Consider the following 17,043-nt stretch of genomic DNA (forward strand, 5'->3'; position numbering starts at 1 on the left):
GCCAGGAACCGCCGGCCCGGCGCCGGGCTGGGATCAGTGCTCGCCGAATTTCTGCCGATGTTGCAGGACGAGCGGTCGAACAGGGGCTATGATTGGTACTGCACGTTGGGGTTCTTTCCGACAGGCAATGTATGACCTGCCTGACCCCGGCGCGCGCGCCAGTGAGTCGCCCGACTCCGCCCCGAACTCGCCCTTGTCCCGCCCGCCGCGGCCCCGGTCGAGCCCGGAACACAATAATAGCGCCGCGGACCCTTGCAAATCGGTCCCGCGGCGAAATACCGGAGGATGATTACCATGCCCATGAACGTCTCGTTCGTCCCGGAGGAGGCCCTGCTCGACCTGTCCTTCGACGGCAACCTCGATCTTACCGTCACCCACGCGGTGTGCGGGGTCGTGCCCCAACTCCAAAGCCGGCTCAAGACCTGCATCATGGACCTGACCCGGGTCGATCGGGTCTTCGATTCCGGGATCGCGCTCCTGCGGATGCTGAGCCGGGACCTGCACCAGGTCGGCGCCACCGTGGTGGTCCTGGGTGATCAGCCCGAGGTCCGGCGGCAACTGTCCCTGATCCAGGGCGATGCCTCCTACCCATCGCGTCGACACCTGGCGGCCGCCGGCGCGGCCTGATCGCGCCAGAGGCAATTTCACGATCGCGGAGGTTGACGATTGGGCGCGCCCGGTCGGCGCTGGAGTGGATCATCCGCAGCGACCGACGAGCGCTGAGCTACCACCCCGCCCCATGTCCTACCTGGAAGGCCACCGGCAGCGACTCCGGGACCGCTTCAACGCAAGCGGTCTCGGGGCGTTCGAGGACCACGAGGTCCTTGAGTTGCTGCTGACCCACGAGAACCAGGTGCTGCGGGCGCTGCCGCTCCACGAGGGCAGCATCGCCAGTGCCCCCGTGTACCCGCGCCTGTTCAGCGATGCCGCCCTGCGTCACCACGCTGCAGGTGAGGCGATCCGCATGGCCCAGTCGATGGGTGGCGAGGTGGCGAGTTCAACGAACTCGTCGCCGACAAGGGCGTGCTCAACATGAACGGCAACAAGGTGAATCGTAAAGGTCCACTTAACCGAGGTGTTTCCGGACGCCGAGATTGTGGCCGCAGTGCGGCCACAATTGAGCTGGACCCACCTGCGGGAACTGATAGCGATCGAGGATCAGTTGAAGCGGAGTTTCTAGACTGAGCTCTGTCGCATCGAGCGCTGGAGCACGCGCACGCTCAAGGCCAAAATGGACGGGCTGCTGTTTGAGCGCACGGCTATCGCCAAACAGCCCACAGCCGTGGTCGCACAGACGCTTGATGCGCGGCGTGACGAGGGGCTGGTCACGCCCGACCTGGTATTCCGCGACCCCTACGTCCTCGACTTCCTGCACCTGCCCGCAGATTTCAGTGAGGCCGCTCTGGAAGCCTCGATCCTACGGGAACTTGAGACCTTCCTGCTGGAGCTGGGTTCGGGCTTCACCTTCGTCGCCCGCCAGAAACGGATGTCGATCGGCGCGGACGACTATTATCTCGATCTCCTGTTCTTCCACCGCGCGTTGCGGGCGCTGGTCGCCATCGACCTCAAGCTGGGCCGTTTCGATGCCCGCGACAAGGGGCAGATGGAGATCTATCTGCGCTGGCTGGACCGCTACGAACGCCAGCCCGGCGAGAACCCGCCGCTCGGGCTGATCCTCTGCGCCGACAAGAATGAGGAGCAGATCGAGCTGCTGGAGCTGGCCGAGGGGTCGATCCGGGTGGCCAGCTACCTCACCGAGCTGCCGCCCCGCGAGTTGCTGGAACGTAAACTGTTGGAGAGCATCGCGCACGCCCGCGCACTGAACCGTCCGTCATCTAAGCGACATCGCCGATAGTGCGGGGAACAAGCTCGTGGTCATGCCGCCCGAGCGCATGGGGGGATCGACGGCCTCCTCGATGGCTCGGTTCGCCAGTGGTGGCCTTTGGCCCCCGTTGGGGGAGGGGGGCCTTGATCATCGCTCCGGCCACCCCGGGTCGGAGTCCAAGGCTTCAGCCTTGGAGGGACAAGACCAAGGCTGAAGCCTTGGACTCCAAGAGGTGGCTGCCGGCCGGAACGACGATCAAGGCGGGGAGGGGCCACGCACCCCCAAGCACCGAGTGTTCAGCCGGTCGGGACCGCGGGCCTGACGCGGAAAACGCCGCGTCGTTCACCGTCCTCGCCCCAATCCCGGTATCCTGTGCCGATAGCGCTGCCCTGGGGCGAAAATCGCCCCTCGGAGGATCAGCCCCCGCAAGACCTGTGAGTAGAGCCCGATGTCGATCAAACACCCCATCGTCGCCGTGACCGGATCGTCCGGCGCCGGCACCAGTACCGTCAAGAATGCCCTGGAGCATATCTTCCATCGGATCGGCGCCCGCGCCGCGGTGGTCGAGGGCGACAGCTTCCATCGCTACAACCGCCGGGAAATGAAGGAAGAACTCGCCAAGGCGAAGGCCGAGGGCCGCACCCTGAGCCACTTCGGACCCGAGGGCAATCTGTTCGACAAGCAGTTGGAACTGTTCCAGAGCTACAGCCGCTCCGGCACCGGGGAGCGGCGGCACTATGTCCACGACGCGGACGAGGCGCAGCGCTACGGCCACGAGCCCGGGACCTTCACCCCCTGGGAGCCGCTCCCGCAGGACACCGACCTGCTGTTCTACGAGGGCCTGCACGGCGGCGTGGTGGCGGGCGAAATCGACCTGTCCAAGGAGGTGGACCTGCTGATCGGCGTCTGTCCCACCATCAATCTGGAGTGGGTGCAGAAGATCCACCGCGACACCCGCGAGCGCGGCTACAGCCACGAGGACGTGCAGTACACCATCTACCGGCGCATGTACGACTACATGCACTACATCCTGCCCCAGTTCTCCGCCACCCACATCAATTTCCAGCGCATCCCCCTGACCGATACCTCCAACCCCTTCTGTGTCAACAATATCCCGACCTTCGACCAGAGTCTGGTGATGATCCACTTCCTGACTCCCAAGCCCAGCGTGGAGTACAAGCTCAACCTCAAGGGCCTGATCGACGGGACCAGGATCACCGGCTTCAACACGCTCGTGATCCCCGGCGGCAAGATGATGTACGCGCTGGAGCTGATCCTGACCGAGCGCATCGTGAACCTGATGAAACGGCGCGGGCAACTGGGACCCGTGGCGGACTGAGCGGCCCCGCGGCCCGCGCCCACCGCGGCGGCGCCGCGGCGCCGATCCGGTGTAGAATCACCGGGCGACACCCAAGTCCATTCTCAGCGCGGATGGCGGAATTGGTAGACGCCCTGGATTTAGGTTCCAGTGGGGCAACCCGTGGGGGTTCGAGTCCCCCTCCGCGCACCATTTTGCCTCTGAAAGAGCAGTTATAGGGCGTAGGGTGCGCCGTGCGCACCTTCCAAGGCTGCGGTGGAACGAAACGTCGTGAGCCTGGGCCGGCGCCCCGGTGCGCGCGGCGCACCCTACGGGTACACGCTTTTTCCAAAGGTCCGGGCATTTCCGTCCGGGTGTACCAGATCAATCGGCCGCCCGTTGCGGGCGCGCAATGCCGTAGCGCTTCATCTTCTGCCACAGCGTCTTGCGGCTGACGCCCAAGGCCGCCGCGGTGGTCGCCATGGCATAGCCCTGCGCCGCGAGCTCGGCCAGGATCGCCGCGCGTTCGCCCGACTGGGCCTGGGCCTTGAGACCAGCGCTCAGAGACAGGTCCGGCCCCGGGGGTCCCAGTGCCGACTCCAGATCGAGGGCCAGCGCGTCCCCCTAGCCCATGATGCAGGCGCGCTCCAGGGCGTGGTGCAGTTCGCGCACATTGCCCGGCCAGGGGTAACGCAGCAGCCGGTCGCGGTCGGCGCCGTGCAGGGTGCGGCGCTCCTGCGGGAACCGCCGGCCATGCTCGGCAACGAAGCGCTCCGCGAGCCACAGGACGTCCTCCGGGCGCTCGCGCAGTGGCGGCAGGCGCAGATCCAGGACCCTGATCCGGTAATACAGGTCCTCCCGGAAGCGGCCGGCCCGTACCAGGGCGCCCAGATCCTGGTGCGTCGCGCAGACCACACGGGCCGGGACGCTCACGCTCTGGGTGCCGCCGATCCGGGTCAGGCTGCGCGATTGCAGCACCCGCAGCAGTCGCGATTGCAGGGCGAGCGGCATGTCGCCGATCTCGTCCAGGAACAGGATGCCCATCCCCGCGCGCTCGAAGACCCCGGCGCGGCGGCGCTCCGCGCCGGTGTAGGCGCCCTTCTCATGGCCGGCGAGATCCCCAGCGATGCCCCGCGCGCGCCCGCATCCGGCGCCGGCCCCGCCGCCGCGTCGGGCGTCTCCCGGGACCGCGCCTGATCCGTCTCCCGGACCAGGATGCGCAGCTTGTCCACCAGCGCCGTCGGGTCCAGCGGTTTGGTCAGGTAGTCCGCGGCGCCGAGCTTCAGCAGCCGCACCGTGTCCTCGATGTTCCCGCAGCCGGTGATGAAGACGCACGGCGGGGTCCGGTGCGCCTCCCGGCCGATGCGCTCGAAGAGCGTCATCCCGGAGCAGTCGGGCAGGTGGATGTCATAGCCGGAATTCGAGTCCGGGTCGGACCAGGCGAAGAGCCCGCCTTTCAGGTCTGCCAGGGGGGTGAGGCCCAAGCGCAGGGGGGGCGCTTGCCCCCGTGCCCTTGGCGGGCGCGGGCTCCACACGGACAGCCCGACCGGCACCCAAGGCGAAGAGGGCGCCGAGCAGTTCGCGACGGGAGATCATGGTCAGGCGTGTCCCTGTGTAGCGGTGAACCCCGCCCTGGAAGACAGGTTCAGGGTTTGGTGTTACCCTTTTGTAACATGGCGCCCACTCGCGTGGCTAGGAGCCCAAGCCCTATGACGCAACATTCTCCCAACGACACCGCGGGTCGGAGAAGGTGCGATCAGAACTGATGTGGTGACCGAGATCCCGGGTACGCTGTCGTTGTCGTTGTCGTAATCGAATAATCCGACCACGATTACGACAACGACAACGACAACGACGCCCGGTCCGTGAGAGCGTCCGGTAGCTGTAGGGTACGCATCGAGTACCCGGCTCCGGCGGTCGTGGCAGCTTGGCGGGTACGCGATGCGTACCCTACGACTAAGGATAGGCGGACTGTCATGGGCGGGGGTGAGCGAGCCGATCATGACCGTTGGGGTGAAGAACGAACCCCAACAGTCTCGTGGTCGTGTCTCATCTCAACCATAGACTACCAAGCTGATTTGATCGGAACGCCGGGAGTATCGCCATGCATATTCATGTTCAAGTCCCCCCCAATCTGCCGGACGCCTTGCAGTGTACGCCCGAGGCGTTCGCTCAGGAAGCCAAGATGGCTATGGCCGTCAAGCTCTATGAAATGAAGCGGCTCTCATCCGGCATGGCGGCAACGCTGGTCGGTGTCAGCCGGGTCGCCTTTCTCATGCAGTTGCACCGCTATGGTGTTGCGGTGATCGACCTGAGTCCGGAAGACCTGGCATCGGATATTGCCAATGCCTGATATAGTACATTCACTCGTCACCAATACTACGCCATTGATTGCCTTAGCGGTCGGTGTTGGCAATCTCGATATCCTGCGCACGCTTTATGACCGGGTGGTCGTGCCTCTGGAGGTCTGTGAAGAGATCGTCGGTGTCCTGATCAAGGCCCGGCAGAGTGGCTACGATGTTTCTGTTCCCGAGGCCATCGAGCGGATGCGTGAACACGGGATCTGGCTGAGTAATGAGGTCGTACGCTACGCCTTGGCTCAGCAAGTCTGACTGTCGATCCGGCCAGCAGGCCAAAGCCTCGTTACCGTTCGGTAACGCACGAAGGGACTGTCATCGACCCGCGGCGGGCAGATGGCGAGCGTCATGTACAGCGGCGAGGGGTCCTCCCGCCAGCGCCTCTCCTATCCCAAGCTCTTTACCGGCGACGACTGGGTGGAGACCAATTCGGATCATGCCCTCAAGGATGAGGATTCCGAGGTCGCCGACACCCTGTTTCGGTGCCAACGGCTACGAGACCCAGACCAACTACTTCCTCGCCCACGCCATGCCCAACATGACCGGGCTCAGTATCAAGAAGAAACAGGAATCGCGGCCCACACCAGCGGCTTCGACACGGCCCTGGCCGCCAACCGTTTGAGCCTGAAGGATTGCAGCAAGATCACCGGGGTGCCGGTCGCCGGTCTTCAGAAGGCCGCCGACTGGGCCTATGCCCCCAAGGCCGATGGCACGCGCAAGCGCACCATGCACGGAGCACCGCGGCGGGCTCTTCGTGGTCAACATCGATCTCTACCACCAAGCGGCGGCGGTTCCTGACGACCTGAGTCATCGGACCCGGCCGCCGGTCGCGGCCGGGGGTCGCCCCTACGGCGTAGGAGCGGCCCCCCGGCCGCGACGGGTTGTCGCACGGGCGCGTGGCCGCAGTTATGATCGAGGCCGGGCCGCCGCCCCGTCCGCAACGTTCAACCAGCGAGAGGCAAGTCGATGAAAAGACCAGCGCCATGACGACCGAGCCGATGACCGAACCCTTGACCGACCCCTTCGGCCGCCGGATCGCCTATCTGCGCCTCTCCGTCACCGACCGCTGCGACCTGCGCTGCGGTTACTGCCTGCCCAAAGGCTTCAAGGGCTTCGAGGAGCCCGAACACTGGCTCGATTTCGCCGAGATCACGCGCGTGGTGGGCGTCTTCACCCGGCTCGGCGTCCGCCATGTCCGCCTGACCGGCGGCGAACCCCTGGTGCGGCGCGACCTGCCGCGGCTCGCCGCGCGCCTGGCCGCCCTGCCGGGCCTGGACGATCTGTCCCTGTCCAGCAACTGCACCCGGATGGAGGCCTTGGCCGAACCCCTCTATCAGGCCGGCGTGCGGCGCCTGAATGCCAGCCTCGACAGCCTGCGGCCCGAGGTCTTTGCCCAGGTGACCGGGGGGCGGCTCGACCAGGTATTGCGCGGTCTTGCCGCCGCCCGCCGGGCGGGATTCAAGCCGATCCGCATCAACACCGTCGTCATGGCGGGGGTCAACGACGGGGAGGTCGAGCAGCTCCTAGAGTTCTGCGCCCAGCATGGCTTCACCCTGCGTCTCATCGAGACCATGCCCATGGGCAGTACCGGCCAGGCCGCCCAAAACCAGTATGTCGACCTGCGCCGGATCAAGGAACGCCTGGAGCGTCGCTACCCACTGATCCCGGACCTGCTGCCCGGCGGCGGCCCGGCACGCTATTACCGCCTCGGTGCGAGCGACACCCGCGTCGGCTTCATCACCCCGCTGTCCCAACATTTCTGCGCGACCTGCAACCGGGTCCGACTCACCGTGGACGGCACCCTGCATCTGTGCCTGGGCCAGGAGAACAGCTATCCCTTGCGGGCCCTGCTGCGCGCCGGCGTCACGGACGAGGACCTGGCCGCGCACCTGCGCGAAGCGATCACGCGCAAACCCGAGCGCCACGAATTCAATGAACGGCCCGCGCAGGTTGTTCGCTTTATGGCCCAGACCGGGGGTTGACCAATGTCGGCGGGTCGTCCCGGCGGACGGGATGCCCGGCCTCGGTCATAATCCCGACCGATCAGCCAACGGCGAGGTCTGCGGTCCGCACAGCGGACCCTACGGCCCCGCCCCCGTAGGGTCCGCTGTGCGGACCAGAGCACTCATGTACGAAGGATCGGGGCTTGTGTTTAATCGGGGAAAATCCCAAGAGAAGGTAAGCCATGAGCGAAGAGAAAGCCTCTCTATCCGACGGCTCCGACTACTCCTGCGGGTGGTGGCAAGGCGCGTCGCAGCCAGTCTTGGTCAGTGCGACGATCGATTTTGGCCAGGTCGCGGATGCTGCACGGGACGAAACCGCGTTGAAGACCTGTCGCACGCTCATCGAGCGGGCGGCTCGGCTCGCCGAGCAGGGCGATCCGGAGTCGCTCGCCGCCGCGGTGGCGGCCTACGACGAGGTGATTGTGCTGGGTGCTGTGCTCGACTTGTCGGCGCCTGAGGAGCGGCGGGAACTGGCGGTGGCCCACAACGGAAAAGGCATCGCACTCGGGAAGCTTGCGACCCCGGCCACGCTGGGGGTGGCGGTAGACGCCTATGACGAGGCGATCAGGCTGCTCCGGAGGCTCGACCTCTCGGTGGCCCAGTACCGCAACGACCTGGCCACGGCCTGCTCGAACAAGGGCACCGTGCTCGCAGCCCAGGGCACTCCGGCTGCGTTGGCGGCGGCGGTGGACGCCCATGACGAGGCGATCGGGCTGCGCCGGGGGCTTGACCTCTCGGTGGCCAAGTACCGCAACGCCCTGGCCGCGGCCTGCTCAAACAAAGGCAACGCGCTCGCAGCCCAGGGTACTCCGGCCGCGCTGGCGGCGGCGGTGGCCGCCCATGACGAGGCGATCGGGCTGCGCCGGGGGCTCGACCTCTCGGTGGCCGAGTACCGCAGCGACCTGGCCGGGGCCCACACGAACAAGGGCATCGCGCTCGCAGCCCAGGGCACCCCGGCTGCGCTGGCGGCGGCGGTGGCCGCCCATGACGAGGCGATCGGGCTCTTCCAGGGACTCGATCTCTCGGTGGCCGAGTACCGCAACGCCCTGGCCGCGGCCTACACCAACAAGGGCATCGCGCTCGCAGCCCAGGGCACCCCGGCTGCGCTGGCGGCGGCGGTGGACGCCCATAACGAGGCGATCGGCCTGCGTCGGGGGCTCGACCCGTCGGTGGCCGAGTACCACAACGCCCTGGCCACGGCCTGCTCGAACAAGGGCAACGCGCTCGCAGCCCAGGGCAGCCCGGCCGCGCTGGCGGCGGCGGTGGACGCCTATGACGAGTCGATCGGGCTGCGCCGGGGGCTCGACCTCTCGGTGGCGGAGTACCGCAACGACCTGGCCAAGGCCTGCTCGAACAAGGGCAACGCGCTCCAAGCCCAAGGCACCCCGGCCGCGCTGGCGGCGGCGGTGGACGCCCATGACGAGGCGATCGGGCTGCGCCGGGGGCTCGACCTCTCGGTGGCCGAGTACCGCAGCGACCTGGCCGCGGCCTGCTTGAACAAGGGCAACGCGCTTCGAGCCCAGGGCACCCCGGCCGCGCTGGCGGCGGCGGTGGACGTCTATGACGAGGCGATCGGGCTTGCAGCCGTTCCGGAAGATCGCCCGGAAGATGCGCTACGGATCGACCGCGCCGAGGCTGAAGCAAAGGCTTTCAACAACAAGGCCATCGCCTTGCTCCATCTCGACGACCCGATGGCCGCCCAGGACTCGGCCGACGAGGGACTGAGCCGTCTGCGTGAGCTGGAATCCCATGGGCTCTATACGCTGAGACCACTGCGCGAAATCCTGTTCGGAGTGACCCTCACCTGCTCCCTCGCCGCCCGCCAACCCCAGTTCCTCCCCGAGATCATCCTGGAGCACCTGGACCCCGACCAGCCCGGCAGCGCCCCCGCCTCGGCCGCCATGCACCGCTCCGCCGTGAACGCGCTGCAACAGGGCATGGCCCAGTATCTCCAAACCCCGCGCCAATCGCACCGCGCCGCCGAGTTGGTCCCGGCCGCCCAACGCCTCGCCGAGATCCGCGCGCTCTATTTCGGCGGCACCGCCGAGAGCGCGCGCATGCAAGCCGAGGACCTGGAGCGGCGCGGCGACCCGGACGGGGCCCGGCGCGTGCTCCAGGACTATCTCGCCGCCCGCCCGCTGGACCCCGAGGGCCGGCTTGCGTTCGCGCAGTTCCATGCCCGCCGCCGCGACTGGACTGCGGCCGGGCTCTGCCGGCAGGACGCCGCCGCGCTCCTGGTGCAGCAGGCGCCAACGGATGCCGACCGCGCTGGGATCGCCACCCGGGTCGGCTGGATCGCCGGCCTGCTGCTCGACCGCAAGCTCATGACCCTCGCGTTCGACTCGCCGCGGGGGGCGGCCGACACCCGGGGGCTGCTGGCGCAGAGCGATGCACTGCACGCCTGGCTGATGCGCGACTTCCGCGACCGGCTCTTCGCACCGATCCCGGGCGCGCCGGCCGATCCTCCCGACCGGGACGGCTGGCTTCCGGTGCTGGACGCTGAGCTTGACGCGGTCTGGGTGCCCTTCGCCGAGCACCGCCAGGGGACCCTGGACGCCTGGCTCGCCCGGGCCGACCGGCAGGCGCGCGAGCAGGCCGGGCAAGACCTCGAGTCGATGACACTCGCGATGCAGCGCACCCTGGTCGCGGGTCTGCCGGTCCGCTGGTCGGGGTTCGCCGAAGCGCTCGCCCATACCTGGACCGAGATCTGGTCTGCGCGCAGCCAAGCCTGGCGCGCGGCCGACCCCGCCGGGCGCGAGCGCATCGAGTCCGAGATCGGCACCGCGCTCGCCTACCGGGTGGCCGAGGAGAGCGGCAAGGTCGCCGACGGCGAGCTGGCCGAGGCCTGCGGCCGGCTGCGCGACCTGCTCGGGCGGGTCTGGGACCAGGCGCTCGCGGACCCGGAGCGGCGCTTCCTGGCCATGGCCCTGCGCTGTCTGGGCGAGGACGGGCTCGCGCGCTATGCCGGGCTGGAACTGGGGCTCGCGGTGGAGTGGAGCCTGGGCCACCGGCTCTTCGCGCCGCTGCGGGCGCACTGGCGGGCGGGCGCACCCGAGCGCGGCGCGGTCAAGGCCGCCGAGTATTTCGGACTGGCGCAGGCCAAGCGCGACATCGCGGTCCCGCTCCTGGGCTTTCTCGACGGCCAGCGGGGCCAGCTCGACCTGGGGCCCATGGTCGCCTGGCTCCAGAAGGCGATCACGGGCCTGTCACCGGGTGAAACCCCAGCCGAACGGCAACTGCGCGAATTCGTCCGCGGGGTCATGGCCGCGCTGCTTCCCAACCCCGCGCCCCTGCTCGCGCCCGCGCCCTTGGTCCGGGTGCCCCGCGCCCAGGCACTGGAGGATCTCAGAAAGCTGCGCAACGACTGCGCTCACCCCAACGAGGTGCCGACCCGTGAGCGGCTCGACGGTGCCTGGGCGAGCGTGGTCGCGGACGAGGCGGATGCCTTCTACCGCTATTTCGGTCTGGCACTGCTGGCCCCGGACGCCTGGGGGTAGTGCCGCCGTACCGAGGCCCTGAACCCGCTGCCATTGAGTCAAGCCGCACGCGCGGACCGCGTTCCGGCCTCGATCATAATCCCGGCCACTGGGAGCACCGCACCCCAGTGCGGCGCGATCTCGCTGGCGACCGCTGCGTTGCATGCTGCGGACAGGCCGGGCCGCACTGGGGTGCGGCGCTCCCAGTCGGTCGGCCTGAAGGCCGACCGACACACCGCGGTGGCCGGAACGCTGATCGAGGCCCGCGTTCCCGGCGACTGGAGTCCAAGGCTTCAGCCTTGGCGCCCCTCCAAGGCTGAAGCCTTGGACTCCAGGAGGTAGCGTGCGTTGCGTGCTCGAACCGCATCTGAGTGCGAACGCTGCGGTTCATTCGTCACCGCGTCCCGCGGACTCCCGTCAGGCCGCCAGTTCGATGCGAATATGCCGCCCCAACGCCTTGGCGGCCTTCTCCAGCGTCAGCAGGGTCACGGAGGTATTGTCCGGGTCCAGTAGGCGATCCAGGGCGCTGCGGCTGGTACCCATGCGCCGCGCCAGGTCGGCCTTGGTCAACTGCTGTTGCGCCATTTCCTGCTCCAGCCGGAAGGCGATGACGCGCTTGATGGCGATGGCTTCGGATTGTGCAAGCAGTTGTTCCTCGCCAAGAAAGGAATCGAGGCTGCTACCCATGTGCTCGTTCATTGATGCACCGCTTGTTCAGGGGTCAAGCGCCGCTCTGCGGTGCCTGGCCAGGTCGAGGTCACTGGCCGGGGTCTTCTGGGATTTCTTGATGAATCCATGCAGCAGAACCATGCGGCGGTCGGACACGGTAAAGATGATGCGTGCGATTCGCTGATCCAGTCGCGAACGCACCTCCCACAACCCCGGCTCAAGCTTGCGGACGACCGGCATTCCGACCGGCCAACCGAACTGGACGGTCTTCAGGTCCGCACCGATGGCACCCTTGTCGTTCCTGGATAAGCTCTTGAGCCAGTCACGCACGGGTTCCGTGCCGACGTCGGCCCGGAAAAAGACGACATCAAGGATCGGCTCAAGCGGCATGGTTGCTAGCGTACCATTTTTGGTGCGCCGTGCAAATCGGCGGCACAAGGGGCCAGGGTCGGCCGCTTTGCCTGGTTCCAGATCCGTTTCTGGAAGAGGAGGATATCTTTGCGGCCCTGGAATATGCTGCCGTTCAGACTCAACACCCGATCCTGATCGCGGCATGAGAGTGTTATCGAGATTCGCTGACTCAGGAGACGCACGCCCATGGCGGGCTAGAGGTCGCGTCGCGGCTGAAGCCGCTCCCACCGGGTCCCGGACTGACTTTCACGGTAATGCCTCGACTCCCTGTCTCCTTGCAGCCGAAACGATGCGACCGGTCGAGCTTGCGTTGCCGTCAATATTTCGATAATGTTGGAAACATGGAAAGCAACACCGCCGTCTCCGCCCTCGCCGCCCTGGCCCAGGACAGCCGCCTGGCCGTCTTCCGCCTATTGGTTCAGAACGGCCCCGAGGGACTGACCGCCGGTGTCATCGGCGAGCAACTCGGCCTGCCGGCGCCGACCCTGTCCTTTCACCTCAAGACCTTGGCGCAGGCAGGACTGGTGAGCGCGGTCCAGGAGGGCCGGTTCGTGCGCTACCGGGCCGAGGTCACCGCGATCCACGCCCTGGTCGCCTTCCTGACCGAAAACTGCTGCGGCGGCGATCTCAACCGCTGCCTCCCGAAGGAGTAATCGATGACTGACCCCGTTGCGCTCAATCTCCTGGTGCTCTGCACCGGCAATTCCGCCCGCTCGATCCTGGGCGAGGCCCTGTTCAACCACTTGGGGGCGGGGCGGGTGCGCGCCTGGTCCGCCGGCAGCCAGCCGTCCGGGCGGGTCAATCCGGTCGCCCTGGAGACGCTCGCGGCCCACGGCGTACCGCTACCGGAGGCGCGCAGCAAGTCCTGGGACGAGTTCGCCGCCCCCGATGCGCCGCAGTTCGACCTGATCATCACCGTCTGCGGCAGTGCCGCGGGCGAGACCTGCCCGGTGTGGCCCGGTCACCCGGTAACCGCCCATTGGGGCATTGACGACCCGGCCCATGTGGAGCCCATGGAGGCGCGCCGCGCCGCCTTCGAGGTCGCCTACAGCGAATTGGAATGCCGTATCCGCGCCCTGCTTGCCGAGCCATTGGAAGCCATGACCCCGGATGACCGGCGGTCCGCGGCGCGGCGCATCCATGCGGAGTGCGCCCAGTGAGCGCGCAATGTGACGGCCAGGCCCGCGCCGCGGCCGGCAAGCGGCTGAGCGTCTTCGAGCGCTATCTGACGGTCTGGGTCGCGCTCTGCATCCTGGTCGGCATCGGGCTGGGCCAGGTGTTTCCGGGCGTCTTTCAGGCCATCGGGCGTCTGGAAGTCGCTCAGGTCAATCTGCCGGTGGGCCTGCTCATCTGGGTGATGATCATCCCGATGCTGATGAAGATCGACTTCGGGGCCTTGCATCAGGTCAAGTCCCATTGGAAGGGCATCGGTGTCACCCTGTTCGTGAACTGGGCGGTCAAGCCCTTCTCCATGGCGCTGCTGGCGTGGCTCCTGATCCGCGGGGTCTTCGCCCAATGGCTGCCGGCGGAGCAACTCGACAGCTACGTGGCCGGACTCATCCTGCTGGCCGCGGCGCCCTGCACCGCGATGGTCTTCGTCTGGAGTCGGCTGTGCGATGGCGATCCCTACTTCACGCTGTCTCAGGTCGCGCTCAACGACAGCATCATGATCTTCGCCTTCGCGCCGATCGTGGCGCTGCTGCTCGGGCTCTCGGCCATCGTCGTGCCCTGGGATACCTTACTCACCTCGGTCGTGCTCTATATCGTGATCCCCGTGGCACTGGCCCAGGCGTGGCGCTGGTTTCTGCTCAAACAGGGACAGGAGCGGTTCGACCTGACCCTGGCCACCCTCGGGCACGCCTCCATCCTCGCCCTGCTCGCCACCCTGGTGCTGCTGTTCGCCTTCCAGGGCCAGGCGATTATCGAGCAACCGCTGGTGATCGCCATCCTGGCGGTGCCCATCCTGATCCAGGTCTTCTTCAATTCCGGGCTGGCCTACGGGCTCAACCGGCTGGTCGGCGAGAAGCACTCGGTCGCCGGCCCCTCGGCCCTGATCGGTGCCTCCAACTTCTTTGAATTGGCAGTGGCGGCGGCGATCAGCCTGTTCGGCTTCAAGTCCGGCGCCGCGCTGGCGACCGTGGTCGGCGTGCTGATCGAAGTGCCGGTGATGCTGCTGGTGGTCCGGGTGGTCAATGCCAGCAAGGGGTGGTACGAGGCTGACACACGAGGAAATGTTGCCGCAAATTAACGCAAATGAACGCGAATAAGAAGCCGCAACGATGATTGCGGCCGCGATGCACTTGTCGGCATCCGGATTATTTGCGTTTATTAGCGTTCATTTGCGGCTAAATTCTTAATCTGTTGAACCAGAGTGAGTTTCATGAAAAAGCTCGAAATCTACGATCCCGCCATGTGTTGTTCCACCGGCGTCTGCGGTGTCGAGGTCGATCCCGTCCTGGTCGCCTTCAATGCCGACCTGCAATGGCTGGCAGGGCAGGGGGTCGCGGTCAGCCGCCACAACCTGTCGCAGGAACCCCAGGCGTTCGCTGCGAACCCGGCGGTACTCAAGGAACTGGAGGCGGGGATGGAGCGCCTGCCGGTGACCCTGGTCGACGGCCGCGTGGTCGCCACCGGGGCCTACCTCTCGCGCGCCCAGTTGGTGCAGAAGTTGGCGCTGGACACGGCGGCCACCCAGGCGCCGACGGACCCGTTGCGCGTCCAGGTTGGCGGCGGTTGCTGCACGCCCAGCGGCGGGTGCTGCTGATGGCCCTCCCCGCGCTTGCGACCCGCCACCTGTTCTTTACCGGCAAGGGCGGGGTGGGCAAGACCTCGCTTGCCTGCGCCACCGGTCTCGCATTGGCCGACAGCGGGCGGCGCGTGCTGATCGTCAGCACCGACCCCGCGTCCAATCTCGATGAGGTCCTGGGGGTCGCGCTGGGGCAGACGCCGACGGCGGTCCCAGGTGCCGCGGGGCTCTGCGCGCTCAACATCGACCCCGAGGCGGCGGCCCACGACTACCGGGAACGCATGGTCGCCCCCTACCGCGGCCTCCTGCCGGCGGCGGCCATCGCCAGCATGGAGGAGCAATTCTCCGGCGCCTGCACGGTCGAGATCGCCGCCTTCGACGAGTTCTCGAAGCTCCTGGGTGAGCCCGCCGCGACGGTCCAGTTCGATCATGTGATCTTCGACACCGCCCCCACCGGCCATACCCTGCGCCTGCTGACCCTGCCCTCGGCTTGGAGTGAGTTCATCGACTCCTCCACCGGCGGGGCCTCCTGTCTCGGCCCGCTGGCCGGGCTGGAGAAACAGAAGGCGCTCTATGCCGCGACCGTCGCGCGCCTGGCCGACCCCGCGGAGACGACGGTGGTGCTGGTCAGCCGGCCGGATGTCTCCGCCCTGCGCGAGGCCGAACGCACCCGCGAGGAACTGGCGGCGCTCGGCGTGCGCAACCTGCAACTCGCGCTCAACGGCGTCCTGGCCGTCGCCGCGACCGATGACCCGATCGCGCGGGCGATGATGGCGCGCGGGGCCGCGGCCCTGGCCGGGATGCCGGTCGACCTGGCGGCGTTGCCGGTCAGCAGCACGCCGCTGCTCGCACTGGGGACCGTCGGGCTCAAGGCCCTGCGCCTGATGGCAGACCCCGCGCGGGCCGCGCCGCCCGCGTTGACGATCGAAACCGAAACCGCCTTGCCGGCCGGGCTCTCGACCCTGGTGGACGAGTTGGCCCAAGCCGGCCGCGGCGTCATCCTGACCATGGGCAAGGGCGGGGTGGGCAAGACCACCGTGGCGGCGGCCATCGCCGTCGCGCTCGCCCGGCGCGGGCACGCGGTGCAGTTGTCCACCACCGATCCGGCCGCCCATGTCGCCGCGGCGATCCAAGCGTCGGTCCCGGGCTTGAGCGTCGGCCGGATCGACCCGGCGGCCGAGGTCGCCCGCTACCAGGCCGAGGTGCTCGCCAAGGCCGGCCCCACCCTGGACGCCAACGGCCGGGCCATGCTGGAGGAGGACCTGCGCTCCCCCTGCACGGAGGAGATCGCCGTCTTCCGCGCCTTCGCCCGCGCCGTGGACGCCGGCCAGGACAGCTTCGTCGTGCTCGACACCGCCCCCACCGGGCACACCATCCTGCTGCTCGACGCCGCCGAGGCCTACCATCGGGAGGTCTCGCGCACCCAGGGCGAGATGCCCGAAGCGGTGCGGCAACTGCTCCCGCGGCTGCGCGACCCGGCGCTCACGCGCGTGCTCATCGTCACCCTGGCGGAGGCCACGCCGGTACACGAGGCCGAACGCCTGCAGGCCGACCTGGCGCGCGCCGGCATCGCGCCCTTCGCCTGGGTGATCAACCAGAGCCTGCTGGCCAGCGGTACCCGGCACCCGCTGTTGCGCGAACGCGGCGCCGCGGAGATCCCCTTCATCCGCCGGGTCGCCGACCAACTCAGCCCGCGTTGCGCCCTGGTCCCGTGGCTGCCCGAGGCGCCGGTGGGTGTCGACGGACTGTCGCAGTTGACACGGTGATCGCGTGTCCTGCCTGATGACCGCCTGGGGCCGGCACGAGTGCGCAACGCAAGGGCCTGACCCTGCCCGGCGCCAAGTCGCGGGTGCAGCGGGCGCGCAAACGTCTGCGCGAACACCTGTCCACCGCCTGCCAGGTGCGCCTGGACGAGACCGGGCGGGTGTGCTGCTTCGTACCGCGGCCACCGGCGGTTATCCCGCCTTGATACGGCGGGATGGCCTCGCTCCCTGCCCGAACCGCCCACCCCCGACCTCGCACCAAGACACAAAGAACACCAAAAAAACCAGATCGATGAAAGTGCAGGGCCAGCCTTGATCATCATCCCGGCCAAGCCGCACCGGCGAGCGCACGCGCTCAAGCCCGCTGGGACGCTGGGAGCGCCGCACCCCAGTGCGGCCCGGTCTCGCGAGCGACCGCCGGCCGTAGGGTGGATAAGGCGCGCCGCGCGGTGCCCCAGACTGGGCACTGCCCCCGCGCGCGCCGCATCCACCGACT

At 67.9% G+C, this 17,043-nt stretch carries 18 protein-coding genes, 1 tRNA gene and 1 pseudogene; 15 read left to right on the top strand and 5 right to left on the bottom strand.

Translation table 11 applies throughout. The features are described from left to right. Positions 1-294 precede the first annotated feature (294 nt). The 5 genes from THSYN_RS14235 to THSYN_RS14255 all read left to right on the top strand — a co-directional run bounded on the left by THSYN_RS14235 (position 295) and on the right by THSYN_RS14255 (position 3,335). Complete coding sequence (locus THSYN_RS14235) at positions 295-627, top strand: STAS domain-containing protein (protein WP_157817664.1); 333 nt, start codon at positions 295-297, stop codon at positions 625-627. A 112-nt stretch (positions 628-739) separates the two neighbouring features. Beyond that, a complete protein-coding gene (locus THSYN_RS14240) occupies positions 740-1,036 on the top strand; it encodes a JAB domain-containing protein (protein ID WP_100919724.1) in 297 nt (98 codons plus the stop codon). Positions 1,037-1,231: 195 nt separating this feature from the next. After that, positions 1,232-1,855, top strand: coding sequence for a PDDEXK nuclease domain-containing protein (locus THSYN_RS14245; protein ID WP_100919725.1), 624 nt, complete (start codon positions 1,232-1,234; stop codon positions 1,853-1,855). Positions 1,856-2,273: 418 nt separating this feature from the next. Next, a complete protein-coding gene (locus tag THSYN_RS14250) occupies positions 2,274-3,164 on the top strand; it encodes a phosphoribulokinase (RefSeq protein WP_100919726.1) in 891 nt (296 codons plus the stop codon). A gap of 86 nt (positions 3,165-3,250) precedes the next feature. Beyond that, a tRNA-Leu gene (locus THSYN_RS14255) sits at positions 3,251-3,335 on the top strand. 171 nt (positions 3,336-3,506) lie between these two features. On the opposite strand, the gene THSYN_RS37300 is transcribed toward THSYN_RS14255, so the two are convergent. The 3 genes and pseudogenes from THSYN_RS37300 to THSYN_RS37305 form a co-directional block, all read right to left on the bottom strand. Then, on the bottom strand, positions 3,507-3,605 hold the full coding sequence (locus THSYN_RS37300) for a helix-turn-helix domain-containing protein (protein WP_418219924.1): 99 nt from the start codon (positions 3,603-3,605) through the stop codon (positions 3,507-3,509). A gap of 141 nt (positions 3,606-3,746) precedes the next feature. Further along, complete coding sequence (locus THSYN_RS34880; RefSeq protein WP_418219939.1) at positions 3,747-4,439, bottom strand: sigma 54-interacting transcriptional regulator; 693 nt, start codon at positions 4,437-4,439, stop codon at positions 3,747-3,749. Further along, positions 4,403-4,504 (bottom strand): annotated as a pseudogene (locus THSYN_RS37305) (hypothetical protein); the annotation flags it as partial. The pseudogene THSYN_RS37305 and the gene THSYN_RS34880, both read right to left, overlap by 37 nt. 722 nt (positions 4,505-5,226) lie before the next feature. On the opposite strand from THSYN_RS37305, the gene THSYN_RS14275 reads away from it, so the two are divergent. The 5 genes from THSYN_RS14275 (at position 5,227) to THSYN_RS14295 (ending at position 10,979) form a co-directional block, all read left to right on the top strand. Next, on the top strand, positions 5,227-5,475 hold the full coding sequence (locus THSYN_RS14275) for a UPF0175 family protein (protein WP_100919729.1): 249 nt from the start codon (positions 5,227-5,229) through the stop codon (positions 5,473-5,475). Next, complete coding sequence (locus THSYN_RS14280) at positions 5,468-5,734, top strand: DUF3368 domain-containing protein (protein ID WP_100919730.1); 267 nt, start codon at positions 5,468-5,470, stop codon at positions 5,732-5,734. Before THSYN_RS14275 ends, THSYN_RS14280 begins: the two co-directional genes overlap by 8 nt. Before the next feature lie 81 nt (positions 5,735-5,815). Then, positions 5,816-6,277: a hypothetical protein gene (locus tag THSYN_RS14285; protein ID WP_216644764.1), complete on the top strand. Its 462-nt coding sequence runs from the start codon at positions 5,816-5,818 to the stop codon at positions 6,275-6,277. Between the two features lie 185 nt (positions 6,278-6,462). After that, a complete protein-coding gene (gene moaA / locus THSYN_RS14290) occupies positions 6,463-7,461 on the top strand; it encodes a GTP 3',8-cyclase MoaA (protein WP_236848903.1) in 999 nt (332 codons plus the stop codon). Between the two features lie 203 nt (positions 7,462-7,664). Further along, entirely contained in the window at positions 7,665-10,979 is a 3,315-nt protein-coding gene (locus tag THSYN_RS14295; RefSeq protein ID WP_157817665.1) for a tetratricopeptide repeat protein, read from the top strand. A 396-nt stretch (positions 10,980-11,375) separates the two neighbouring features. Here the strand turns inward: THSYN_RS14295 and THSYN_RS14300 are convergent, their stop codons facing one another. Together THSYN_RS14300 and THSYN_RS14305 are read right to left on the bottom strand one after the other, a co-directional pair. Further along, a complete protein-coding gene (locus tag THSYN_RS14300) occupies positions 11,376-11,657 on the bottom strand; it encodes a helix-turn-helix domain-containing protein (RefSeq protein ID WP_100919732.1) in 282 nt (93 codons plus the stop codon). A gap of 15 nt (positions 11,658-11,672) precedes the next feature. Next, a complete protein-coding gene (locus THSYN_RS14305; protein WP_100919733.1) occupies positions 11,673-12,017 on the bottom strand; it encodes a type II toxin-antitoxin system RelE/ParE family toxin in 345 nt (114 codons plus the stop codon). A 362-nt stretch (positions 12,018-12,379) separates the two neighbouring features. Between THSYN_RS14305 and THSYN_RS14310 the strand changes: the two genes are divergently transcribed. The 5 genes from THSYN_RS14310 (at position 12,380) to arsA (ending at position 16,550) form a co-directional block, all read left to right on the top strand. Then, complete coding sequence (locus THSYN_RS14310; RefSeq protein WP_100919734.1) at positions 12,380-12,691, top strand: ArsR/SmtB family transcription factor; 312 nt, start codon at positions 12,380-12,382, stop codon at positions 12,689-12,691. Between the two features lie 3 nt (positions 12,692-12,694). Beyond that, complete coding sequence (locus THSYN_RS14315) at positions 12,695-13,198, top strand: arsenate reductase ArsC (RefSeq protein ID WP_100919735.1); 504 nt, start codon at positions 12,695-12,697, stop codon at positions 13,196-13,198. Further along, positions 13,195-14,286, top strand: a complete 1,092-nt coding sequence (gene arsB, locus THSYN_RS14320; RefSeq protein WP_100919736.1) for an ACR3 family arsenite efflux transporter — start codon at positions 13,195-13,197, stop codon at positions 14,284-14,286. Before THSYN_RS14315 ends, arsB begins: the two co-directional genes overlap by 4 nt. Before the next feature lie 132 nt (positions 14,287-14,418). Then, the gene (gene arsD, locus THSYN_RS14325) at positions 14,419-14,802 is read left to right on the top strand and encodes an arsenite efflux transporter metallochaperone ArsD (protein WP_100919737.1); all 384 of its coding nucleotides are present in this window, start codon (positions 14,419-14,421) and stop codon (positions 14,800-14,802) included. After that, positions 14,772-16,550, top strand: a complete 1,779-nt coding sequence (gene arsA, locus THSYN_RS14330; RefSeq protein WP_472297477.1) for an arsenical pump-driving ATPase — start codon at positions 14,772-14,774, stop codon at positions 16,548-16,550. The genes arsD and arsA overlap by 31 nt, the downstream gene beginning before the upstream one ends. The last annotated feature ends 493 nt before the right edge of the window (positions 16,551-17,043 follow it).

Origin of the sequence: Candidatus Thiodictyon syntrophicum (assembly GCF_002813775.1) — a bacterium.
GTDB lineage: Bacteria > Pseudomonadota > Gammaproteobacteria > Chromatiales > Chromatiaceae > Thiodictyon > Thiodictyon syntrophicum.